The organism is Cupriavidus sp. H18C1, assembly GCF_049311595.1.
GTDB lineage: Bacteria > Pseudomonadota > Gammaproteobacteria > Burkholderiales > Burkholderiaceae > Cupriavidus > Cupriavidus cauae.
The window spans coordinates 2,627,010-2,649,764 of record NZ_CP186008.1 but is presented as its reverse complement, the minus strand read 5'-3'; the positions used below and the strand labels follow the sequence as shown (position 1 = coordinate 2,649,764).

Genomic DNA, 22,755 nt, shown 5'->3' with positions numbered 1-22,755 from the left:
CGCACGGCGAACTGCCCCCCACGCCAGCCAGATCCATGCGGACACCGGCGCGCTGCAGCCCGCCTCGGGCGGGGTCGGCACCACCGTCGATGTGCAGCACCTGTATTTCAATACGCCGGCCCGCCGCAAGTTCCTGAAGAGCGAACAGACCGAGCTCGGCCATTGCCTCGAGGTGATCCGGCGCATCGCGCTGGCCCGGCCCGACGTCACGCTGTCGGTCCATCACAACGGCAAGCCGATGGAGCACTGGAACGCGGGCGATGTCGCCACGCGTACCGCGCAGGTGCTCGGCAACGAATTCGCGCGGGCGCGGCTGCCGCTGGAAGAACAGGCCGGCGAGCTCGCGCTGTACGGCTTCGCCGGATTGCCGACCGCCTCGCGCGGCCGCCCCGACCAGCAGTTCTTCTTCGTCAATGGCCGCTTCGTCCGCGACAAGCTGCTGACGCACGCGGTGCGCAGCGCCTATCAGGACGTGCTGCACGGCGACCGTTTCCCTTCGTACGTGCTGTGCCTGGACCTGCCGCCCGAGCTGGTCGACGTCAACGTGCACCCGTCCAAGATCGAGGTGCGCTTCCGCGAATCGCGCGCGGTCCATCAGTTCGTCTACCACGCGGTGCAGCGCTGCCTGGCGCGCCAGGCGGGCGAAAATGGCGACAGCCTGCATACCGGCGACGAGGGCATCGGTCATGGCGGCCAGGCCCCGGCGCTGCGCCTCGCCGCCACCAGCCCCGTGCAGCCGGGCGGTCGCCCCTGGGTCGATTACACCGCGGCCGCGCGCCAGACCGAGCTCGGTATCGCGCAGCCGCGGCAAGGCGTATCTGGGCATGGTCCGCGATGCGCTGTCGCCGGCCGGCCAGCGCTTCACGCCATCGAGTCAGCCGCCCGCATGGCTCGCCGATGCGCGCGCCGCCCGCGAGGACGAACCGCCGTCGCTGCTCGACCGTGCGCCGATGCAGGGCGCGGGCGCCGGCGACGGCCAGCTGGACAACGCCGACGACCACCCGCTCGGCTATGCGATCGCCCAGCTGCACGGCATCTACGTGCTGGCGCAGAACGCGCGCGGCCTGGTGCTGGTCGACATGCATGCCGCGCACGAGCGCATCCTGTACGAGCAGATCAAGACCGCGCTCGATGCGCGCCAGATGACGGTGCAGCCGCTGCTGATTCCGGTCACGCTGCCGGCCAGCCCGGTCGAGATCGGCGCCGCCGAGGAACACCAGGACACGCTGGCGCTGCTGGGCTTCGACATCGCGCCGGTCTCGCCGACCACGCTGGCGGTGCGCGCGATTCCCGCACTGCTCAAGCAGGCCGACGCCGAGGCGCTGGCGCGCGACGTGCTGCGCGACCTGCATGCCTATGGCGGTTCGCGCGTGCTGGCCGAGCGCCAGAACGAACTGCTGGCGACGCTGGCCTGCCACAGCGCCGTGCGCGCCAACCGCAAGCTGACCGTCGAGGAAATGAACGCGCTGCTGCGCCAGATGGAGCAGACCGAGCGCGCCGATCAGTGCAACCATGGCCGGCCGACCTGGGTCCAGCTCACCGTGGCCGAGCTGGACCGGCTGTTCCTGCGCGGCCAGTAAGGCCGCCCGCTGTCGTTGTCCGCCTCGTCGTTGTCCGCCTATTCCATGGCCTCCGCGTCGCCCGCTCCCATCGTCTGCCTGCTCGGGCCCACCGCCTCGGGCAAGACCGCGGCCGCACTGGCGCTGGCCGCCCACGCGCCGGTCGAGATCATCAGCATGGATTCGGCGCTGGTCTATCGCGAGATGGACATCGGCACCGCCAAGCCCTCTGCCGCCGAACTGGCCGCGGTGCCGCACCATCTGATCGACATCATCGACCCGGCCGACAGCTATTCGGCCGCGCAATTCGTCGCCGACACCAACGCGCTGATCGAATCGATCCGCGCGCGCGGCCGCGCGCCGCTGATCGTCGGCGGCACCATGCTCTATTACAAGGCGCTGACCCAGGGCCTGAACGATCTGCCGCAGGCCGACCCGCAGGTACGCGCCGAACTCGACCGCCTGGCCGAGCAGCGCGGCTGGCCGGCGCTGCATGCGATGCTGGCTGAAGTCGATCCGGTCACGGCGGCGCGGCTGGCGCCCAACGACGCGCAGCGCATCCAGCGCGCGCTGGAGATCCACCGGCTGACCGGCCGTCCGATGTCGGCGCTGCTGGCGCGCCAGGCCGATGCGCGGACCTTCGACGGCGCGGCCGGCGCGCGCTTTCGCGCGATCGCGCTGGAGCCGTCGGAGCGCGCGGTGCTGCACGCGCGCATCGAGGCCCGCTTCGACGCGATGCTCGCCGGCGGGCTGCTGGACGAGGTCGAACGCCTGCGCGCGCGCGGCGACCTGCATCCGGGGCTGCCGTCGATCCGCTGCGTCGGCTACCGGCAGGTCTGGGAATATCTGGACGGCCTCTGCGACTTCGCCACCATGCGCGAGCGCGGCATCGCCGCGACCCGGCAGCTGTGCAAGCGGCAGCTGACGTGGCTGCGCTCGACGCCCGAGCGGCTGGTGGTCGATTGCCTGGCGCCGGACTATGTCGAGCAGGTCGCGCGGCTGGCGCAACTCGGCCCGTAGCCGGCGGCACGGCGAGCGCGCGATAATCGCGGCTTCGTCCTGTCCGGACTCCTACCTTCGAATTCCGCCGCCATGACCGCCACCGCCTTCACGCTGCGCCCCGCCACCGCCGAGGACTGCGACACGCTGCTGCGCCTGATCGCCGAACTCGCCGAGTACGAGAAGCTGACCCATCTGGTCGAGGCCACGCCCGAGAAACTGCGTCGCACGCTGTTCGGCGCGCGGCCGCTGGCCGAGGCCGTGCTGGCCGAGGTGCCCACGCCCGATGGCCCGCGCGCGATCGGCTTCGCGCTGTTCTTCCATAACTACTCGACGTTCCTCGCCAAGCCCGGCCTCTATCTCGAGGACCTGTATGTCGAGCCCGCCTGGCGTGGCCACGGCATCGGCAAGGCCCTGCTGATCCATCTGGCGGGACTGGCGGTCGAGCGCGGCTGCGGCCGTTTCGAATGGACCGTGCTGGACTGGAACACGCCGTCGATCGACTTCTATCGCGCGATGGGCGCCAGCGTGCTGCCGGACTGGCGCATCTGCCGGGTCACCGGCGAGGCGTTGACGGCGATGGCGGGGAAGTCGGCCTGACGAAGCGCGCGTGAACAAGCGGGCTTGAACAAACAGGCCTGGACAAGCGAGCCTGGACAAGCGGGCCTGCCCTCGACACGGGCAGCGACGCGCCCAAACGAAAACAGGCGGATGCCGAAGCATCCGCCTGTTTTTTTATCCCAACGCGGGGAGATCAGACCACCACGGTCAAACCACCACGGTCGGCGCCTGCCCTTCCTCGCGCTCGCGGATCTCGCCGATCTGCCACACCGCCTCGCCGGCGGCCTGCAGATGCCGGATCGCGCGTTCGGCGTCTTCCTTGGCGACGATCACCACCATGCCGATGCCGCAGTTGAACACGCGGTGCATCTCGTCGTCGGCGACGCGGCCCTGGGCCTGGAGCCACTGGAACAGCGGCGGCAGCGTCCACGCATCGCGCTGCAGCACCGCGGTGACTTCCTTGGGCAGCACGCGCGGCACGTTCTCGGTCAGGCCGCCACCGGTGATGTGGGCCATGCCCTTGACCGGCAGCGTCTCGATCAGCGACAGCAGCGGCTTCACGTAGATGCGCGTCGGCGCCATGATGGCGTCCTGCAGGCGCTGGCCGTGGAAATCGGCCTCCAGGTCCGGCTTGGCGACCTCGATGATCTTGCGCACCAGCGAGTAGCCGTTCGAATGCGCGCCCGACGAAGCCAGGCCCAGCACCACGTCGCCCGGCACGATGGTGGTGCCGTCGATGATGCGGCTCTTCTCGACCGCGCCGACCGCGAAGCCGGCCAGATCGTATTCCCCGTCCGGGTACATGCTCGGCATTTCCGCGGTCTCGCCGCCGATCAGCGCGCAACCGGCCAGTTCGCAGCCGTGGGCGATGCCCTGGATCACGGTGGCGGCGGTATCGACGTCCAGCTTGCCGCAGGCGAAATAGTCGAGGAAGAACAGCGGCTCGGCGCCCTGCACCAGGATGTCGTTGACGCTCATCGCGACCAGATCCTGGCCCACGGTATCGTGGCGGTTCAGCTGGAAGGCCAGCTTCAGCTTGGTGCCGACGCCGTCCGTGCCGGACACCAGCACTGGCTCCTTGAACTTGCGCGACAGCTCGAACAGCGCGCCGAAGCCCCCCGATGCCGGCCATCACGCCCTCGCGCATGGTGCGCTTGGCGAAGGGCTTGATACGGTCGACGAGCGCGTCGCCCGCATCGATGTCAACGCCGGCATCGCGGTACGAAAGGCCTGCCTGGCCGGAAGTGGGGGGCTGCGCTCATGGAGTTCTGCGGGTCCTGGATGGTGGAAATGACGACACTCGGGCGAGTCGGATCAAGCGTCGGACCACGCACAAGTGAGGAATGCGGCCCTCGCGGCGCCGGTTGACGGGTCGCGAGTCCAGTAGAATCGCGATTTTAACGGATACCGGGTGTCGGCTTCCAGTTGCATCGGCTTGTGCCGTGCAAACCCGCCGCCGCCGGGCGACGACCCGCGCTGGCCGCGCGGCCCTCGCCTTTCCTTTTTCTGCTCGCTTTCAGCTGGTCTCTTTTTACCGGTCTTTCCCCCACTGTCCCGATGAACGCCCCCCTGCTGTCCCACGAGGCCAAGCGCATTCTGCTCTGGGTCGCGCTCGGCGTCGTGCTGTTCGCCACGCTGCTGGCGCTGGCGCCGGTGCTGTCGCCCTTCCTGTTCGCGTTCATCTTCGCCTATATCCTGAACCCCGGCGTCGATTGGCTGCAGCGGCACAAGGTGCCGCGGATGATCGCCGTCTCGCTGATGATCCTGCTGCTGATCGTCGTCGTGGTGCTGCTGGTGCTGCTGGTCATCGCGGTGCTCCAGCGCGAGATTCCGCAGTTGCGCGAGCAGCTGCCCGAACTGCTGAAGAAGCTCAACTCGGTAGTCGCCCCGCGGCTGTCGGAGCTCGGCGTGCGCGTGCGCTTCGACTTCCCCGGCCTGCGCCGCATGATGTCGGAGCGCTTCGCCGCCAGCCCCGAGGACCTGCTGGCGGTGCTGCTGACCTATGTGCGCGTCTCCGGCACCGCGCTGGTCACCTACGGCGGGCTGGCGCTGCTGGTGCCGATCGTCATGTTCTATCTGCTGATGGACTGGCACATGGTGATGCGCCGGATCGAGGGCCTGGTGCCGCGCCGCTGGGTGCCCAAGGTGCGCGAGCTGACGGCGGAAACCGACGCGCTGCTGTCGCAGTACCTGCGCGGGCAGATCCTGGTGATGCTGATCCTCGCCGCGCTGTATTCGATCGGCCTGACCATCGCCGGCTTCGAGATCGCGATTCCGATCGGCGTGTTCACCGGCCTGGCGGTCTTCATTCCCTATATCGGCTTCGGCTTCGGCCTGGCGCTGGCCATCGTCGCGGCGCTGCTGCAGTTCGGCAATCTGTACGGGCTGGGCGCGGTCGCCCTGGTCTACGGCATCGGCCAGTTCGTCGAGAGCTTCTACCTGACGCCGCGGCTGGTGGGCGACCGGATCGGGCTGCATCCGCTGGTGGTGATTTTCGCGCTGCTCGCCTTCGGCCAGTTGTTCGGCTTCTTCGGCGTGCTGCTGGCGCTGCCGACCTGCGCGGTGCTGCTGGTCGGTGCCCGCCAGCTGCGGCGGCTGTATGTGACGAGCGACCTCTACCGGAAGTAATCGATACGCCATGTCTCCGCGCCCCAAGCAACTGTCGCTCGAACTGGGCAGCCCGCCGCCGTCGACCTTCGAGAACTTCTTCGTCTCGGCCAACCGCGAGCCGGTGCAGCGGCTGCGCGAGCTGCCGGGCGCGGTGGCGCAGGAGCGCGCCGCCGACCGGCTGATCTATCTGTGGGGCGAGACCGGCTCGGGCCGCACCCATCTGCTGCACGCGCTGTGCGACGCCGGCGCGCATGCCGGCCTGCGCTGCCGCTATCTGAGTCCGCACCACGCGCTGGCTGATTTCATCTTCGATCCGAGCTGCCAGCTGTACACGGTCGACGATGTCGACCTGCTCGACGAGGCCCGCCAGATCGCGGTGTTTTCCCTGTATAACGAGGTGCGCGCGCACGTACGCACCGCGCTGGTGGTGGCCGGCAGCCTGGCCCCGGTCACCATGCCGGTGCGCGAGGACCTGCGCACGCGGCTCGGCTGGGGCCTGGTCTACCAGCTCGCGCCGCTGTCGGACGACGACAAGATGGCCGCGCTGGTGCAGGCCGCGCGCGAACGCGGGCTGCAGCTGTCCCCCGAAATCCCGCACTGGCTGGTGACGCGCCACTATCGCGACATGCCCAGCCTGATGGCGCTGCTGGACGCGCTCGATACCTATTCGCTCGAACGCAAGCGGGCAGTGACGCTGCCGCTGCTGCGCGAAATGTTCGCCGAATTGCGTGAATAGCGCGCGGGCCGGCCGGAAGCCCTACACACCGACCCACACGCCGGCCCGCGCAGCGGCCCCAAACACCGGCTCGCACGCGGCCCGCCCCCTGGCACGCTCCCTGCAATCGGCCGCCAAGCCGGCCGCCATCCCCCTTAAGGTAAAATCGCCGCCCATGAATCTGGCATTGTTCGACCTCGACCACACCCTGATCCCGACCGACAGCGACCACGAATGGGGCCGCTTTCTGGTCCGTCTTGGCGTGGTCGACGAGGAAACCTATCGTCGCAAGAACGACGAGTTCTACGGCCACTACAAGGCCGGCACCCTCGATATCCAAGCCTTCCTGAAGTTCGCGCTGGCCCCGCTGGCGGCCCATCCGCGCGAGCGCCTGAACGCCTGGCGCCAGCAATTCATGCATGAAGTGATCGAGCCGGCCATCACGCCGCAGGCACGCGCGCTGGTCTACAAGCACCTGGACGCCGGCGACCTGTGCGCCATCGTCACGGCGACCAACAGCTTCGTCACCGCGCCGATCGCCGCCGCCTTCGGCATCAAGCACCTGATCGCCACCGAACCGGCCACCGCCGACGGCCTGGCGGAAAGCGCCTACACCGGCGAGGTGTTCGGCATTCCGAGTTTCCGCGAAGGCAAGATCGCCCGCGTCGAGGCCTGGCTGAAGGAACAGGGCGCGCGCTGGCAGGACTTCGCCACCACCACTTTCTACAGCGATTCGATGAACGACCTGCCGCTGCTGGCCAAGGTCACCGAGCCGATCGCCACCAACCCGGACGAGCGCCTCCGCCATCATGCCGCCGCGGCCGGCTGGCGCATCATGGACCTGTTCTGACGTGATCAAGAAGCTTATCAACCGGCTGCTGGGCAAGCCCGGGCCCAAGCAGCGGCGCCTCGGCCGCGCCCACACGCCGCGCATTATCACCGCCGACGAGCACCAGATCGATCCCACGCTGCTGTCGCGCAACGCGGTCAAGGTCACCAGCACGCTGCAGCAGGCCGGCTACCAGGCCTTCATCGTCGGCGGCGCGGTGCGCGACCTGCTGCTCGGCATCAAGCCAAAGGACTTCGACGTGGCGACCAACGCCACGCCCGACCAGGTGCAGGCGCTGTTCCGCCGCTCGCGCATCATCGGCCGGCGCTTCCAGATCGTGCACGTGACCTTCTACGGCGGCCGCGAGCAGGAAATCATCGAGGTGTCGACCTTCCGCGCGCTGGTCGACGCGGTGGCCAGCGAAACGCTGCCCGAAGGCCGCCGGCTCAAGCGCGCCGAACTGGACAACAAGACCCACGCGATCGACGCCTCCGGCCGGGTGCTGCGCGACAACGTCTGGGGCTCGCAGGCGGAGGACGCCGAACGGCGCGACTTCACCATCAATGCGATGTACTACGACCCGGCCGAGCAGACGGTGCACGACTACCACCACGGCATGGAAGACATGCGGGCGCGCACGCTGCGGATGATCGGCGATCCGGTCACCCGCTATCGCGAGGACCCGGTGCGGATGCTGCGCGTGGTGCGGTTCGCCGCCAAGACCGGCTTCGACATCGACGAGGCCACGCGCCAGCCGATCGCCGACCTGGCCTCGCTGATCCACAACGTGCCCAGCGCGCGCCTGTTCGACGAGATGCTCAAGCTGCTGATGTCGGGCCACGCCTGGGCCTCGCTGCAGGAGCTGCGCAAGGCCGGCCTGCACAAGGGCCTGCTGCCGCTGCTCGACGTCGCGATCGAACAGCCGCTGGGCCAGCGCTTCGTGCAGCTGGCGCTGGACAACACCGACCGCCGCGTGCAGGCCGGCAAGCCGGTTTCGCCCGGCTTCCTGTTCGCCGCGCTGCTGTGGCACCACGTGCTGCAGCGCTGGAAGTCGCTGCGCGAGGGCGGCGAGCATCCGATCGCGGCGCTCAATGCGGCGATGGACGACGTGCTCGAGCGGCAGACCGGCCAGCTGGCGATCCAGCGCCGCTTCGTCACCGACATGCGCGACATCTGGGGCATGCAGCCGCGCTTCGAGAAGCGCGTCGGCCGCATGCCGTTCCGCCTGCTCGAATCGCCGCGCTTCCGCGCCGGCTTCGATTTCCTGCAGCTGCGCTGCGAGGCCGGCGAGATGCCGGCCGAACTGGCGACCTGGTGGCAGGACTTCCAGAACGCCGACTCCGAAGGCCGCGAGAATCTGATCGAAGCGGCACGCGCCTCCGGCACCGCCGGCAGCGAGGGCCCGGCGCGCAAGAAGCGCCGTCGGCGGCCGTCGCGGAAATCGGATAAAGTTTCCCCCGGGATGAGACGGACGCGGCAGCCGACCAGCATGGCGGCGCCCGCGGCCAGCCGGAGGAAACCGAATGACACTGGCCTTCATCGGCATCGGCGCCAACCTGGGCGACGCAAGACAAGCCGTCAAGGATGCCATCGTCTGCCTGGCGCAGCAGGTCGGCATCCGGATCGTGGCGCGATCCTCGCTGTACCGCAGCGCGCCGGTCGATGCCGGCGGCGACGATTACTACAACGCGGTGGTCAAGCTGGAGACCAGCTTCACGGCCGCCCAGCTGCTGGTCATCTGCCACCATATCGAAGACCAGTTCGGCCGGGAGCGGCCCTTTCGCAATGCACCGCGCACGCTGGACCTGGACCTGCTGGTGTTCGGCGACGAAATGCATGACGGCGCGCAACTGACCGTGCCGCATCCGCGCGTCGCGGCGCGCGCGTTCACGCTGGTGCCGCTGCTCGAGCTCGAACCCGAGCTGGTGATCCCGGGCCTCGGCCGTGCGGCCGACCATTTGCCCGCGGTCGCGGGCCAGCGCATCGACAAAGTTTCCTTCTGCCAATGTACGCGCCAAGCGGAATCTCCCCGTTCTTCCTGACTGCCGGCCTGCTGACGCTGTCCAATGTGTTCATGACCTTCGCGTGGTACGGCCACCTGAAGGACCTGGGCAGCCGCCCCTGGTATATCGCGGCGATCGTCAGCTGGGGCATCGCGCTGTTCGAGTACCTGCTGCAGGTGCCGGCCAACCGGATCGGTTTCCAGCATGGCATCTCGCTGGCGCAACTGAAGATCCTGCAGGAAGCGATCACGCTGACGGTGTTCGTGCCGTTCTCGCTGCTGTACATGCAGCAAAGTTTCAAGTGGGACTACGTGTGGGCGGCGCTGTGCATGGTCGGTGCCGTCTATTTCATCTTCCGCAGCTGACAGCGCCGCCCGTTCCGGGCGCCGGCCAGCGGACCTCCGAGGCACATCGATGAGCTATCTCCTGGAACCCTCCCGCAAGTCCATCACGATCCCCAAGCTGCAGGCGATGCGCGCCGCCGGCGAAAAGATCGTGATGCTGACCGCCTACGACTCGAGCTTTGCCGCGCTGCTCGACCACTGCGGCGTCGAGGTGATCCTGATCGGCGATTCGCTGGGCAACGTGATGCAGGGCCAGCAGACCACGCTGCCGGTCACGCTGGAACAGATGGCGTACCACACCGAATGCGTGGCGCGCGGCAACCAGACCGCCCTGGTCGTCAGCGACCTGCCCTTCGGCACCTACGGCACGCCCGAGCAGGCCTTTGCCAGCGCCGCGACGCTGATGCGCGCCGGCGCGCAGATGGTCAAGCTCGAAGGCGGCGAATGGCTCGCGCCGACCGTCCGCTTCCTGGTCGAGCGCAGCATTCCGGTGTGCGCGCATATCGGGCTGACGCCGCAGTCGGTGCATGCCTTCGGCGGCTTCAAGGTACAGGGCAAGACCGACGCGAGCGCGGCCCAGCTGCGCCGCGACGCAGAGGCGCTGCAGAGCGCCGGCGCCCAGCTGATCGTGATGGAGGCGGTGCCGGCCGCGCTGGCCGCCACCGTGACCAGCCAGCTGGAGATTCCGACCATCGGCATCGGCGCCGGCGTGGATTGCTCGGGCCAGGTACTGGTGCTGCAGGACATGCTGAACATCTATCCCGGCCGCAAAGCCAAGTTCGTGCGCAACTTCATGGAAGGCCAGACCTCGATCGAGGGCGCGATCCGCGCCTATGTCGCCGCGGTCAAGGACGGCAGCTTCCCCCGCGCCCGAACACACCTTCTCGGCCTGACGGCGCCCGATGGAGATCGGCGCCGCCACCGCGGCCGCCTTCGCGCTGCTCGCCGACGGCGATCCCGCGCTGTGGGAGATCGTCTGGACCTCGCTGAAGGTGGCCTTCGCGGGGCTGGCCATCGCCACCGCCCCGGCGATCGGCGCCGCCTACCTGATCGCCACCCATGACTTCCCCGGCCGGCGGCTGGTGGTGGTGCTGGCGCAGGCCTTCCTGTCGTTTCCGACCGTGCTGGTCGGGCTGATCCCTCTATCTGCTGCTGACGCGCCAGGGCCCGCTGGGCAGCCTCGGGCTGCTGTTCACGCCGACCGGCATGGTGATCGGCCAGGCCGTGATCGGCTTTCCGGTGGTGCTGGCGTTCGCGCTGTCGACGCTGCAGGGCGCCGACGCGCGGCTGCGCGAGACCGCCTGGGTGCTGGGCGCCGGCGCCTGGCGCACCTTCTTCACCGTGCTGCGCGAACTGCGCTTCGGCCTGATGGCGGCCGTGGTCGCCGGCTTCGGCCGCGTGATCGCGGAAGTCGGCTCGGCGCTGATGATCGGTGGCAATATCGAAGGCTCGACCCGCACCATTACCACGGCAATCGCCCTGGAGACCAGCAAGGGTGAATTCGCCCAGGGCATCGCGCTAGGCATCGTGCTGGTCGCCCTGGCCCTGCTGGTCAACGTGCTGCTGGCGTGGTTGCAGGGCGCCGGAGGATTTCGCCGATGAACGCACCGGAGCCGGATCGGAACCGCCCCGCCGCGGATGCGCTGGCGCCGCCACTGCTCGTGGTGCGCGGGCTGCGCCGCCGGATCGGCGCCCGTGCGCTGTTCGATATCGACGCGCTGGCCTTTCCGCGCGCCACCGCGGTGGTGCTGACCGGCGTCAACGGCGCCGGCAAGACCACGCTGCTGCGGATGATCGCCGGCCTCGAACGCGCGCCGGGCGCCACCGTCGACTGGACCGGCGCCGACGGCCGGCCGTGCAGCGCCGCGCTGGATCCGCTGCCGCTTGCGCTGCGCCAGCGCATCGCCTACATGCATCAGCATCCGTACCTGTTCCGCACCTCGGTGCGGGAGAACATCGCCTACGGGCTGCACGCGCGCGGACTGCCGGCCGACGAGGTCGCACGCCGCGTCGGCGCCGCGCTGGGCTGGGCCGGGATCACGCACGTCCAGGACACCGCGCCCGACCGCCTGTCCGGCGGCGAAATCCAGCGCGTGGCGCTGGCCCGCGCCAAGGTGCTCGAGCCGGACCTGCTGCTGCTCGACGAGCCGACCTCGAATCTGGATGGCCACGCGCGCGAACAGGTGATCGCGCTGGTGCGCGAACTCGCCGCCGAAGGACGCACGGTGGTGATGATCTGCCACGACCGCGACCTGATCAATCTGCCCGGCGTGGTACGCTGGAAGCTGACCGACGGACGGCTCGACACCCATCACCGCTAGGCCTGCTTCAAGGCAATCGCAAGGTCGCAGGAAGCACGCCGCGCAGCGCGTTGGCGATCGCCAGTCCGTCGGCGCGCAGCAGCATCTCGCGCGTGATCGGGCTCTCGGCGACCGTTCCGCCAAGATAGCCCTCGCCATCGCGCAGTACCTCGTTACGCATCACGCCCGGCAGGATGTCCGCCGTCAGCGGCGGTGTCAGCCAGCGCCCGTCGACGCGCACGAAGACCGAGCTGCGCCCCCCTTCCAGCAGTTCGCCGCGCGTGTCGAAGAACAGGCTGTCGAAGGCGCCGATGCGCTCGGCCTCACGCCAGCCGGCGTCGAAGGTGCCGCGCGCGCTGGTCTTGTGCCGGCGCAAGGGATCGGCGACCGGCAAGGCGGCGTCGGCGACGATCAGGCTCACCGGTCCTTGCCGCAACGGGGTCAGCGCATCGGAGGTGCATAGCAGCGTTCCGGCCTTGTCCAGCGTCAGCCGCAGCCGCGCGGGGCCTTGTGCGAGGGCCGCCGCCTCCCCCGCAATGACCTCGCGCGCCGCTTCCTCATCGAAGCGAAAACCGAAACACGCCGCCGACGCGCGCAGCCTGGACAGATGCGCATCGAGCCGCAGGCAGCGGCCCTGCTCTACCCGCATCGTCTCGATCAGCGTGAAGCCCGGATCGTGCCCGGTCAGGAAGCGTGCCTTCCAGCCGCATTCGGCGTATTCGTCGGCGGCAACGCTGTCGTGCACGATGCCGCTGCCCACGCCCATTTCCCCTGCCCTCAGGCCGTCGTCGCGGCGCGGACCCAGCACCAGCGTGCGGATCGCCACGGACAGGGCCGCACGCCCCAGGGTCTCGCCCGCCTCGGGCGCATCGACCCAGCCGATCCCGCCGGTATAGAGACCGCGCGGGGCACGTTCGAGCTCGGCGATGATCTCCATGGTCCGGCGCTTTGGCGCACCGGTGATCGAGCCGCACGGAAACAGCGCGGCCAGCAGGCCGGCCAGCGTGGTCCCGGGGCGCGCGATCGCCGTGACGGTCGAGGTCATCTGCAGGACCTGGCCGAACGGCTGCACGGCGAAGCGTTCCGGCACCTGCACCGTGCCCGGTTGCGCGACCCTGCCGAGATCGTTGCGCAGCAGGTCGACGATCATCACGTTCTCGGCCCGGTTCTTGTCGTCGGCCGCCAGCGCGGCGGCGGCTTCGGCATCGCGCTTTGCATCGCCGCTGCGCAACGCGGTGCCCTTCATCGGCCGGGTCACCAGCTTGCCGCCGCCGTCGTGACGGAAGAACAGCTCGGGCGACAGCGACAGCACCCAGTGATCGCCGGGCAGCCGGGCCAGCGCGCCATACGGCACCGGCTGCGCCCGCCGCAAGTCCCGATAGAAGGCGATGGGATCGCCAAAGGCATCGAAGCGCAGCCGCTGCGTGAAATTGACCTGGTAGGTGTCGCCGGCCTCGATCCATGCGTGGATGCGGGCGATGGCCGCGTGGAAGCGCGCTTCGTCGGTGTCCGAGCGGACCTGCATCGCGCCGGCGGGCGCGGCGGTGTCGCGGTGTTCATCGAGCCAGTGTCCGATCTCCGCCGCATCGCACACCGTTTGGGACGCGAACCACAGGACGCGCATCCCGCCATCGGCGAACGGATTGTCGGCACTGGGCTGCGCCAGCGTCGGCACCCGAACGAGCGGCGCGCCGAATTCGTAGGGAGCGAACAGGCAGGCATGCCATCCGGCCTTCCATCCCTCTCTCAAGCTCGGCTCCAAGCCATCCAGTGCACCCGCCGGCACGACGTCCATGCGCATGAAGCCGGTATAGAGCCGGCACGTCGCCCCCACTCCCGTGGCCTCGTCGAGCAATACGAACGGGGCGCCGGGGTCGATCCGAGGCAGGAAGGACAAAGCGGAAGCGCCTGGGCTAGCGGACAACGTGGACATCGGGCAACAGGGTGAGGGAACGCGTCGGGCGCGGCATCGGGCCGGCAGACAAACGAGAGGCGACATTATCGCCCGCGACGAACACGCCTTCGCAATTCGCTTGGGCGACAAGCATCACCCCACGTCGCCGTCCGCTCGCCTTCCCACAAGCGCACCGTGTTCGTCGTTGCCAGCAAAAACAACTCTCCGCCGTTTTTTATAGCGAGGTCTGCCCAATGCGCGGATCGTTGCCGCCATGCCGTCCGCAGTGATGGCGCAAAAAAACGGGACCGTCACCCCGTGCATGACGCACGGGACTGAAACCGCTACGGGGGAGAGATGGGAGACAGGACATCCACCATCAAGTGTGCGCGCCTCGAGGATTTGGCCACCATCCCAAGGTCAGAGAAGGAACCGCTGCTCCGCGTTCGTGAAGGCGACATCGGCTATCTGAACGTGCAAGTGGAGGGCCACGAATACCTGGTCACCAGAACCGGCCAGTTTGGCGTTCAGGTCTGCCGACTCGATATCGAAGATCTCCCGCTCGCCACGCGATTCTTCCAGGCCATCAAGGAGTTTTTTACTCACCGAGTTGCCGATTTTTTCAGCTCCGCGGTGTAGGCAGCCGGTCCTATCGGATCGGCAAGGCAGTCGAAAGCTGGACGGGATTTGCGGATGGACAGGAGAAGGCGGAGGGGCCGCCGAGCGTACTGGCGCCAACAGTCAGTATCCAGACGCCCGGGAAAAAAACGACGGAAGGCCAATCGAACTACGCCGCCGTGCATTTGGCAAACCATGGTACGCGGCCGGCCGGCAAGATCAAGATCTCGACAGCATGCAAGCCCCCTGAGCGAACGCGATTACGCGTGGCGAAATGGTTTGCTCTGCCGGCTCTTTGGGCCAGCAACGAAATTGCAGCCTGTTGAAGCGCCAGAATTGGATGACGAGGCTTGCCGAACGGAACTCACGGCAGCCTTCGACCTCGCCGGCGAAGACGCACAGCAGGCGTTCGCACGGCTATATGGCGAGATGCTTGCCATGGTGGGCGTCCAGGGGTCCGTGGTTGCCAATGCTGGCAGTGCCAACGTGCCGCTCGTGACGCGCGCAAAGCTGCTGCTGCTTGGATGCGCGATCTCGACCCAGGTCTCTGCCGAACAAACGCCACGGAGACGGTCACCGCAGGAAGCAGCCGAGGTGCTCGGCATGCTGGGCTCTTCGTGGCATCAGTTGAGCGACCACAGCGAGGCAGCGATTCAATGCTGGCAGGTTGCTCGTCGGCTATCCCGTTGCGAGTTCGGCCTTCAAATGCTTCTGGAGCTGATCGGCCGGCCCGCGGATTTGCCGGAGCCTGTCGTGGAGCAGTGGCAAGCGGCATTGCGGATCTATCTTCAATCGTGCGACTACTTGATCGCCCGTAGCGATGCCGCCCGCCACGAGGACGCGCGCCGTGGATCGGCAAACGCCGACGGCAACATCGCGAGCGACCTTGATGCCATGCGGGCCTGGACCGGACATCCAATCGGCGCCGCCGAATATGCCGCGGCCATGTTGGCCGATGCAAACCACCCACAGGAAAACCGGCTGGCGTATCGCGCGTTGCTCGGCGCCGTCAAGCTGATGCAGATCCGCGCGTTGGCCGATCCTGCATGGATGAAGGCGCAGCGCCAAGCAATGGAGGGGGCAGGTTCGGTGCCATCCTTGGCGGCACCGTTGTCGAAAGACGAAGTCGTGGCGCTCGCCTTGTGGCGTAACGGCTTCCGCGACGACCTGGATGATGGCCTGCTCGCACAATTTCAGCACCTGCTCAACAAGCTGGTGTTGGAGTGGCTGCCGCGCAGGCGCGTCGATCTGCTGACGGGTGTCGAGAGAGAGATGATGCCCGACGATTCACCCGTTGCCTTGGCGCTGGGTGATCCCATGACGCAGGCCGCCACCCGGAGGACCGTCACGCAGCAGAGCCAGGACTACCAGACGGCAATGGGCCGCATGACACGGTTGCTGGTGTTGCATTTCAAGATGGCGGCGGGGGGCTCCGTTGCTTCCGCATGAGGCATTGTTGCGGGATGTTTTGGGATTCGGGGATGAAGTACGGAAGCTTGGTTTATCGGTAGAAGCCACTGGGAAGGTGGAGCTGGAACTCGAGCAGATATTGAATCGACTCGACAACGTGATACGCACGATTGGGGTCGATGGTGCAGTTCAGCACTACTCAGAGAATGATCTTCGACGGTCGCAACACCACTTCCACAGTCAAGGCGATACCAGGACATGTCTGGCAGAGCTTCGCGAGCATCTGACTGCCATACGAGCCTGGTATCTGAAAGCCGATTTAGCGCTCCAGTCAGAGCGCCCATTCGACGTGGTGGCGCAGAACAATGCGACCACACCGCAGATCGCCTTCCTCGTCCGAGGCGGTCTTCTAACACAATGGCTCTGTTCCACCGAATTCGGCATGCGTCTGCACGCGTATACCGTTACGGATGCATTCAAGAACGCCGTCATCAGCGACCTGATCGATGTTCCAGCCAACCGTCCGCATCGACCAGAAATTGAAGCGGAATTGAGCGGCATTACACGAATCGATCTAGACGTGATTGACGAATGGGCCGCGGAGGCCGGCATGCTGAGTGCAACGGCCCCGCAGCCGACCCCCGGCGAGGCCAGAAGTGTCTACAGAGGTGCCCGAGATATCTCGCCGCTTCCGGGAATACCGGCAGGTCGTCGAGATGCTGCGAGCCGGCCGCGACAAGGCCGATGCCGGGGTGGTACTTCCCCCAGACGCCGCGCACTAGGGAAGATTTCCGACAGATCGCAAGTCATCGAATCGACACCAATCTCGGTAACGGTGCCAAGGGCAGCGTTTCGAGGACGGCGGGTGCAGGGGCGAGCGTCAGCATCGGTGCCGGCGCGGCCGCAATCCTCGCCGGCCCTGCCCCCCACGATAAGCGTCTCGTTCTCGCAGGCGAGTACCACCACCCGTACGGGAAGCTTCGGCATCTTGAGTAGTTCCGTCGGTGGGCAAACGATGACCGTCAGCGAGACCACGGGAGATACCGGCCAGGTCGGGGCCGGCATCAGCGTCTCCACGACGACCGCCCTGGACGTCGGTGTGGACGCAAGCTACGTCGATCGAGATGGTACCGAGATCGGCATCGCCATACGTTCCCCCGGCCACCCCCGGCTCAAGAGGCTGGGTAAAGACGAGCCAGGACGCCGTCAACGTGGTATTCGGCAAGAAATTGGCGAACAAGATTGAGAAAGACCTGGCTGCTGCGCCGTATGCATCGAAAGGTGACCGCGCGCTTCGAGAGCTGTGCTACCAGTGCTTTCAGCCCCTGTTGAAGGGGGCACTCGCCCTGAATGTCTTTGACAACAAGACCTCATCGGAATCCGTCAATGCTGGCATTTCTGCCGGCGTTGGGCTCAAGGTAAAAGAAGGGCTTCTTCAGGGCTCTCTCAATGCCCGTCTCGGCAAGGAGACCGATCTGTTGACTCGCCAGACGCGGGTCGATCGGACAGGATCCACGCGGGTGGCGGTTCACGGCATTGGGGCGGGCTCCCGCTGCAGTGCGGCAGTGCGCGTGCTCGCTACCGTGCTGCCAAGTGAACTCACAAGCCATCTCAAGAGCGGCCTGTCATCAGGCGAGCTGGTGGGTACCACTGTAACTTTCAGGGAGCGAGGCGCTCAACATTTTATTCGGCGAGAAACAAGGGATGGCCTCACCCAGCCTTCTTTCGCGTGGGACATCGTTTTTCGCAATGTCGATGACTTGATCGCACACTCGAACATTCCGGAAGTGCACGAACAATGGAGTGCGTACAACGAATCGCTGACGCCTGACGCGATGAAACTGGAGCTCGGCAAGTGCATGCAGTACCTGCGATTGCACACTCGCGACTCCAGGCAGACCTTCATGGTCCGGCGATATCTGGTGGACGACAAGCTCACCGAGCTCAACGCATGGACGGCATTGGCAGAAGGACTGAGCGGCGACAACTTTCCGTTCGGCGATCTGTGTAATCGCTACGCGGTGACGCAGCGCTGCTTGAGTTTGCTGACCAAGAACGAGCACTACAAGCTTGGCGGATTCGGCGCCTACACGGGCGACTTTCGCGAAGAAGAGATCGGCCTCCACGGTGGCCTGACGCTCACGGAGACCAGAACGGTATCGGTTTCGACGGAGCTGCTGTGGTTCAACGCTCGAATCTCTCCACGCGCACCGAAGTCTTTGGAGGAGACAGACGCATCGGGACCTGAAGGAACCATCCCCACGTTGCTTGTGGAGCCGCGAGAAAAGCCAGCCCGTGCGTCATATTCCCCCCGAGTTGCGTAACCCGTCCCATTCCGAGGTCCAGGCGCAAGTCGGCTCCCCAATCCCATCCCAGGAACTAGACCATGCTCCACTCCTCCACTAGCCGCTCGTCACCGTTGAACACGTTAAACCCCATGGATCACGCGCGTCGGGCCTCGGCCTTCATAGCGCGTACCTGCATCGAGTCATCGCCTTCAGATACGAAGCGCTTGGGACAATTTGCTATCGCGCCAAGCGATCATTCAGCAGATGGCGTGGCGAATGCATGTAGGTCAGCGAACCCAGCGCCTGTGGGCAAGAGCGACATGCTGAAGACGCTAAAGGCGCGCAACCTGACTGTTCACGGCGCGCATATATATTTTTTAGGCATCCCCCGCCATCTTGCTGGTGGCTTCCGCGTATGCCGCGGACAAGATAACGCGCAAAGTGTTTTTTTGACACCCTCGAGCTGTTTGTCCAACACGTTCGGAGAGACTCGGAACATCCCGATGGAATCAAGCCGCATCACCTCACGCGTTTAGGAATTTCGGCAACCGATGCTCAAAAATTGCCGTTGCATGATTCCCGGCACGACATCGTGCTAGTGGCGGGCCTTTTGAACGGCGTAATCGACATGGAGGATTTTGAGTTGCTATACGGTCCCGGCCCCAAGGGGCGGTTCTTGCAACGCCATTTTCCTGGCGTGCCGGTTTTGCCGCCGGCCGCGCCCTTGGCCGATCACTTCTACTGCTACCCCTATGACGTGCTGATAAAGGATACAAGTTACCGTCGCGAAGAGTTAAAGAACAACATCCCGCTAATCTGTGCTCGGATGGAAAAAAGGCCCCCGACTTCTACACTTCGACCAACCACTACAAGCTCCGCCTGCTGGCCGCCGAAAGGAAGGGAGTGCCACTGAACGTCCTCGGCCCCTTCGACAACGAGGAATTGATGAACCGAGCCTTCGCCGACATCTTCCACGTCGTGGCGCCTGACTACGAACCCAATGGCACCTGGCGTCAGGACGTCAAAACCTTCCGCTTCGTGGAGCCGAAGAGGATCGACTGGGTACCCCAGCAGCCGAAGACGATGGAAACGGGCGCTGAACGTTCCAAGCCCGACCGCAGATGCTCGCAGCTTCTATGCAACGTCGTATGACGGTCCAGCCGGCATAGCCGGCACACAACGATCCCCGCACCAACAAAAAAAGCCGCGCCCAACCAAGGGCGCGGCTTTTTGTTGTTTCCCGCGGACCGCGGGAGAACATGGCTCAGCTAAAAAAGCTCTTCACCTTATCCAGCCAGGACTGCTCCTGCGGGCTGTGCCGCGAGCCGCCTTCGTGGACCGAGCGGTCGAACTGGCGCAGCAGTTCCTTCTGGGCCTCGGTCAGCTTGACCGGCGTCTCGACGTTGACGTGCACGTAGAGGTCGCCCGGCGTGCCGGAGCGGACGCCCTTGATGCCCTTGCCGCGCAGGCGGAAGGTGCGGCCGGTCTGGGTGCCTTCGGGGACCGGGAAGCTGGCCTTGCCGTTCAGCGTCGGCACTTCGAGGTCGCCGCCCAGCGCGGCGGTGGCGTACGAGATCGGCATCTGGCAATGCAGGTCGTCGCCGTCGCGCTCGAACACCGGGTGCGGCTTGATATGGACCTCGACATAAAGGTCGCCCGGCGGCCCGCCGTTGATGCCGGGTTCGCCGTTGCCGGTCGAGCGGATCCGCATGCCTTCGTCGATGCCGGCCGGGATCTTGACCTCGAGGGTCTTCTGCGTCTTGATCTTGCCCTGGCCGTGGCATTTGACACACGGCTTGGGGATGTACTTGCCGGTGCCGTGGCACTTCGGGCAAGTCTGCTGCATCGTGAAGAAGCCCTGCGACACGCGGACCTGGCCGATGCCCTTGCAGGTGGGGCAGGTTTCGACGTGCGAACCCGGCTCGGCGCCGTTGCCGTGGCAGTGGTCGCAGTCGTCCCAGTGCGGCACGCGGATCTGCGCTTCGTGGCCGTGCGCGGCCTGCTCGAGCGTGATCTCCATGCTGTAGCGCAGGTCGGCGCCGCGATAGACCTGCGGACCGCCGCGTTGCCGGCCGCCGGCCGCCTGGCCGAAGATGTCGCCGAAGATATCGCCGAAGGCCTCGGCGAAGCCGCCGTAGCCCTGGGCACCGCCGAAGCCGCCCGCCATGTTCGGGTCCACGCCCGCGTGGCCGTACTGATCGTAGGCCGCCTTCTTCTCGGGATCGGAGAGCATCTCGTAGGCCTCCTTGGCCTCCTTGAATTTCTCCTCCGCATCCTTGCTGTCCGGATTGCGGTCCGGGTGGTACTTCATCGCGAGCTTGCGATACGCCTTCTTGATGTCGTCGTCGCTCGCGTTCTTGCCCACCCCGAGCACTTCGTAGTAGTCACGTTTTGCCATGGTGGCTCAAACCCTGATTGGCCGACCCGTGCGCACATGCGCGCCGGTCGACGAATAGCAAAAAGCCGAGCGGGGAAATCCGACGGCGCCGGCCCGCAGGTCCGCGCTTGGTCCGATATCCGCCGCCCGGCGTCGGGACAGGCATGGCGCCGGCGCAAGGCCCGCGCCATCCCATGTCCGTCGCATTACTTCTTGTCGTTGACTTCCTTGAACTCGGCATCCACGACGTTGTCGTCCTGCGGCTGCGCTTCGTGCGCGCCGCCGGCCGCGCCGGCGCCGGCACCAGCCCCCGCGGCGCCGGTTTCGCCCGCCTTGGCCTGCATGTCGGCGTAGACCTTCTCACCCAGCTTCTGGCTGACTTCGGACAGCGCCGCGACCTTGGCGTCGATCTCGGTCTTGTCGCCGCCGCGTGCGGCGTCTTCCAGTTCCTTGATCGCAGCCTCGATCTTTTCCTTCTCGCCCGATTCCAGCTTGTCGCCGTACTCGGTCAGCGCCTTGCGGGTCGAGTGCACCAGCGCGTCGGCCTGGTTGCGCGCGTCGGCCAGTTCGCGGGCCTTGCGGTCTTCCTCGGCGTTGGCCTCGGCGTCCTTGACCATGCGCTGGATCTCTTCTTCCGACAGGCCCGAATTCGCCTTGATGGTGATCCGGTTTTCCTTGCCGGTCGCCTTGTCCTTGGCACCGACGTGCAGGATGCCGTTGGCGTCGATGTCGAACGACACCTCGATCTGCGGCATGCCGCGCGGCGCCGGAGCGATGCCTTCCAGGTTGAACTCGCCCAGCAGCTTGTTGCCGCTGGCCATCTCGCGCTCGCCCTGGTAGACCTTGATGGTCACCGCCGGCTGGTTGTCGTCGGCCGTCGAGAACACCTGCGCATGCTTGGTCGGGATCGTGGTGTTCTTGCTGATCATCTTGGTCATCACGCCGCCCAGCGTCTCGATGCCCAGCGACAGCGGAGTCACGTCCAGCAGCAGCACGTCCTTGCGATCGCCGGACAGCACCGAGCCCTGGATCGCCGCGCCGACGGCAACGGCTTCATCCGGGTTCACGTCCTTGCGGGCGTCGCGGCCGAAGAACTCGCGCACCTGCTCCTGCACCTTCGGCATGCGCGTCATGCCGCCGACCAGGATCACGTCGTCGATGTCGCTGACCTTGACGCCGGCGTCCTTGATCGCGATGCGGCACGGTTCGATGGTGCGCGTGATCAGTTCCTCGACCAGCGCTTCGAACTTGGCGCGCGTGATCTTCAGGTTCAAGTGCTTCGGACCCGAGGCATCGGCCGTGATGTACGGCAGATTGATTTCGGTCTGCTGCGAGCTCGACAGTTCGATCTTGGCCTTCTCGGCGGCTTCCTTCAGGCGCTGCAGCGCGAGCACGTCCTTGGACAGGTCGACGCCCTGCTCCTTCTTGAACTCGCCAATGATGTAGTCGATCAGGCGCTGGTCGAAGTCCTCGCCACCGAGGAAGGTGTCGCCATTGGTCGACAGCACTTCGAACTGCTTCTCGCCGTCGACGTCCGCGATCTCGATGATCGAGATGTCGAAGGTACCGCCGCCGAGGTCGTACACCGCGATCTTGCGGTCGCCCTTCTCGTTCTTGTCCATGCCGAAGGCCAGCGCGGCCGCGGTCGGCTCGTTGATGATGCGCTTGACCTCCAGGCCGGCGATGCGGCCCGCGTCCTTGGTGGCCTGGCGCTGGGCGTCGTTGAAGTACGCCGGCACGGTGATGACCGCTTCGGTCACCGGCTCGCCGAGGTAGTCCTCGGCGGTCTTCTTCATCTTGCGCAGCACTTCGGCCGAGACTTGCGGCGGGGCCAGCTTCTGGTCGCGCACCGACACCCAGGCGTCGCCGTTGTCGGCCTTGACGATCGAGTACGGCATCAGGCCGATGTCCTTCTGGACTTCCTTCTCTTCGAACTTGCGGCCGATCAGCCGTTTGACGGCGTACAGGGTGTTGCGGGGATTGGTCACTGCCTGGCGCTTGGCGGGGGCGCCGACCAGGATCTCGCCGTCTTCCATGTAGGCGATGACCGAGGGGGTGGTACGCGCCCCTTCCGAGTTCTCGATCACCTTGGGCGTGTTGCCCTCCATGATCGCGACGCAGCTGTTGGTGGTACCGAGGTCGATACCGATGATCTTACCCATTTATTCTCTCCTCTTGAGCCATCGCTATCCGCGCGGCCTCAACTCAACCTGAGGCCGAAGTGTGGCCGGCCGGCACCTTTTCAAGG

General features: G+C 66.4%; 16 protein-coding genes and 5 pseudogenes. 16 read left to right on the top strand and 5 right to left on the bottom strand.

The features are described 5' to 3' along the window. The first annotated feature begins 31 nt into the window (after positions 1-31). The 3 genes and pseudogenes from mutL (at position 32) to OJJOAM_RS12310 (ending at position 3,158) form a co-directional block, all read left to right on the top strand. Positions 32-1,580 (top strand): annotated as a pseudogene (mutL, locus tag OJJOAM_RS12320) (DNA mismatch repair endonuclease MutL). A 45-nt stretch (positions 1,581-1,625) separates the two neighbouring features. Next, positions 1,626-2,579 carry a tRNA (adenosine(37)-N6)-dimethylallyltransferase MiaA gene (miaA, locus tag OJJOAM_RS12315; RefSeq protein ID WP_422648107.1) on the top strand — a complete coding sequence of 318 codons (954 nt, stop codon included), beginning with the start codon at positions 1,626-1,628 and terminating at the stop codon, positions 2,577-2,579. A gap of 72 nt (positions 2,580-2,651) precedes the next feature. Continuing rightward, positions 2,652-3,158, top strand: coding sequence for a GNAT family N-acetyltransferase (locus OJJOAM_RS12310; RefSeq protein WP_422648106.1), 507 nt, complete (start codon positions 2,652-2,654; stop codon positions 3,156-3,158). A gap of 168 nt (positions 3,159-3,326) precedes the next feature. Here the strand turns inward: OJJOAM_RS12310 and purM are convergent. Then, positions 3,327-4,320: pseudogene (purM, locus tag OJJOAM_RS12305) on the bottom strand (phosphoribosylformylglycinamidine cyclo-ligase). 356 nt (positions 4,321-4,676) lie between these two features. Here purM and OJJOAM_RS12300 point away from each other — a divergent pair. The 9 genes and pseudogenes from OJJOAM_RS12300 (at position 4,677) to OJJOAM_RS12260 (ending at position 11,941) form a co-directional block, all read left to right on the top strand. After that, on the top strand, positions 4,677-5,747 hold the full coding sequence (locus tag OJJOAM_RS12300) for an AI-2E family transporter (protein WP_053822464.1): 1,071 nt from the start codon (positions 4,677-4,679) through the stop codon (positions 5,745-5,747). A 10-nt stretch (positions 5,748-5,757) separates the two neighbouring features. Next, positions 5,758-6,465 (top strand): DnaA regulatory inactivator Hda, encoded by a 708-nt coding sequence (gene hda / locus OJJOAM_RS12295; protein WP_064576515.1) that lies wholly within the window; start codon positions 5,758-5,760, stop codon positions 6,463-6,465. Positions 6,466-6,619: 154 nt separating this feature from the next. After that, positions 6,620-7,294 (top strand): HAD family hydrolase, encoded by a 675-nt coding sequence (locus OJJOAM_RS12290; protein ID WP_006578919.1) that lies wholly within the window; start codon positions 6,620-6,622, stop codon positions 7,292-7,294. A gap of 1 nt (position 7,295) precedes the next feature. Beyond that, positions 7,296-8,800 (top strand): annotated as a pseudogene (gene pcnB / locus OJJOAM_RS12285) (polynucleotide adenylyltransferase PcnB). Continuing rightward, positions 8,797-9,315 carry a 2-amino-4-hydroxy-6-hydroxymethyldihydropteridine diphosphokinase gene (gene folK, locus OJJOAM_RS12280; protein ID WP_149316685.1) on the top strand — a complete coding sequence of 173 codons (519 nt, stop codon included), beginning with the start codon at positions 8,797-8,799 and terminating at the stop codon, positions 9,313-9,315. Before pcnB ends, folK begins: the two are co-directional and overlap by 4 nt. Then, positions 9,279-9,641 carry a DMT family protein gene (locus OJJOAM_RS12275; RefSeq protein ID WP_149316684.1) on the top strand — a complete coding sequence of 121 codons (363 nt, stop codon included), beginning with the start codon at positions 9,279-9,281 and terminating at the stop codon, positions 9,639-9,641. The genes folK and OJJOAM_RS12275 overlap by 37 nt, the downstream gene beginning before the upstream one ends. Positions 9,642-9,690: 49 nt before the next feature. Beyond that, positions 9,691-10,513, top strand: a pseudogene (gene panB / locus OJJOAM_RS12270) (3-methyl-2-oxobutanoate hydroxymethyltransferase). Between the two features lie 9 nt (positions 10,514-10,522). Further along, positions 10,523-11,222 (top strand): annotated as a pseudogene (locus OJJOAM_RS12265) (ABC transporter permease). After that, the gene (locus tag OJJOAM_RS12260; protein WP_422648105.1) at positions 11,219-11,941 is read left to right on the top strand and encodes an ATP-binding cassette domain-containing protein; all 723 of its coding nucleotides are present in this window, start codon (positions 11,219-11,221) and stop codon (positions 11,939-11,941) included. The pseudogene OJJOAM_RS12265 and the gene OJJOAM_RS12260 overlap by 4 nt, the downstream one beginning before the upstream one ends. 7 nt (positions 11,942-11,948) lie before the next feature. Here the strand turns inward: OJJOAM_RS12260 and OJJOAM_RS12255 are convergent, their stop codons facing one another. Together OJJOAM_RS12255 and OJJOAM_RS12250 are read right to left on the bottom strand one after the other, a co-directional pair. Then, positions 11,949-13,853 carry a chorismate-binding protein gene (locus OJJOAM_RS12255; RefSeq protein ID WP_422649581.1) on the bottom strand — a complete coding sequence of 635 codons (1,905 nt, stop codon included), beginning with the start codon at positions 13,851-13,853 and terminating at the stop codon, positions 11,949-11,951. Between the two features lie 381 nt (positions 13,854-14,234). Then, entirely contained in the window at positions 14,235-14,420 is a 186-nt protein-coding gene (locus OJJOAM_RS12250; protein WP_422648104.1) for a hypothetical protein, read from the bottom strand. A 291-nt stretch (positions 14,421-14,711) separates the two neighbouring features. Between OJJOAM_RS12250 and OJJOAM_RS12245 the strand changes: the two genes are divergently transcribed. From OJJOAM_RS12245 to OJJOAM_RS12230, 4 genes are all read left to right on the top strand, one after another. Beyond that, on the top strand, positions 14,712-15,881 hold the full coding sequence (locus tag OJJOAM_RS12245) for a hypothetical protein (RefSeq protein WP_422648103.1): 1,170 nt from the start codon (positions 14,712-14,714) through the stop codon (positions 15,879-15,881). A 76-nt stretch (positions 15,882-15,957) separates the two neighbouring features. Continuing rightward, complete coding sequence (locus OJJOAM_RS12240) at positions 15,958-17,088, top strand: hypothetical protein (RefSeq protein ID WP_422648102.1); 1,131 nt, start codon at positions 15,958-15,960, stop codon at positions 17,086-17,088. Further along, positions 17,054-18,166, top strand: coding sequence for a hypothetical protein (locus OJJOAM_RS12235; RefSeq protein ID WP_422648101.1), 1,113 nt, complete (start codon positions 17,054-17,056; stop codon positions 18,164-18,166). The genes OJJOAM_RS12240 and OJJOAM_RS12235 overlap by 35 nt, the downstream gene beginning before the upstream one ends. An 867-nt stretch (positions 18,167-19,033) precedes the next feature. Further along, positions 19,034-19,282, top strand: a complete 249-nt coding sequence (locus OJJOAM_RS12230; protein ID WP_422648100.1) for a hypothetical protein — start codon at positions 19,034-19,036, stop codon at positions 19,280-19,282. A 112-nt stretch (positions 19,283-19,394) separates the two neighbouring features. On the opposite strand, the gene dnaJ is transcribed toward OJJOAM_RS12230, so the two are convergent. Beyond that, complete coding sequence (dnaJ, locus tag OJJOAM_RS12225; RefSeq protein WP_006575623.1) at positions 19,395-20,528, bottom strand: molecular chaperone DnaJ; 1,134 nt, start codon at positions 20,526-20,528, stop codon at positions 19,395-19,397. 185 nt (positions 20,529-20,713) lie between these two features. Then, a complete protein-coding gene (gene dnaK / locus OJJOAM_RS12220; protein WP_422648099.1) occupies positions 20,714-22,669 on the bottom strand; it encodes a molecular chaperone DnaK in 1,956 nt (651 codons plus the stop codon). Positions 22,670-22,755 lie beyond the last annotated feature (86 nt).

Excerpts from the sequence above, each read along its gene's own strand:
- folK (WP_149316685.1), top strand. The coding sequence starts at position 8,797 with ATGACACTGGCCTTCATCGGCATCGGCGCCAACCTGGGCGACGCAAGA.
- hda (WP_064576515.1), top strand. The coding sequence starts at position 5,758 with ATGTCTCCGCGCCCCAAGCAACTGTCGCTCGAACTGGGCAGCCCGCCG.
- OJJOAM_RS12255 (WP_422649581.1), bottom strand. The coding sequence starts at position 13,853 with ATGTCCACGTTGTCCGCTAGCCCAGGCGCTTCCGCTTTGTCCTTCCTG.
- OJJOAM_RS12300 (WP_053822464.1), top strand. The coding sequence starts at position 4,677 with ATGAACGCCCCCCTGCTGTCCCACGAGGCCAAGCGCATTCTGCTCTGG.
- OJJOAM_RS12290 (WP_006578919.1), top strand. The coding sequence starts at position 6,620 with ATGAATCTGGCATTGTTCGACCTCGACCACACCCTGATCCCGACCGAC.
- dnaJ (WP_006575623.1), bottom strand. The coding sequence starts at position 20,528 with ATGGCAAAACGTGACTACTACGAAGTGCTCGGGGTGGGCAAGAACGCG.
- OJJOAM_RS12310 (WP_422648106.1), top strand. The coding sequence starts at position 2,652 with ATGACCGCCACCGCCTTCACGCTGCGCCCCGCCACCGCCGAGGACTGC.
- OJJOAM_RS12260 (WP_422648105.1), top strand. The coding sequence starts at position 11,219 with ATGAACGCACCGGAGCCGGATCGGAACCGCCCCGCCGCGGATGCGCTG.
- miaA (WP_422648107.1), top strand. The coding sequence starts at position 1,626 with ATGGCCTCCGCGTCGCCCGCTCCCATCGTCTGCCTGCTCGGGCCCACC.
- OJJOAM_RS12275 (WP_149316684.1), top strand. The coding sequence starts at position 9,279 with ATGTACGCGCCAAGCGGAATCTCCCCGTTCTTCCTGACTGCCGGCCTG.
- dnaK (WP_422648099.1), bottom strand. The coding sequence starts at position 22,669 with ATGGGTAAGATCATCGGTATCGACCTCGGTACCACCAACAGCTGCGTC.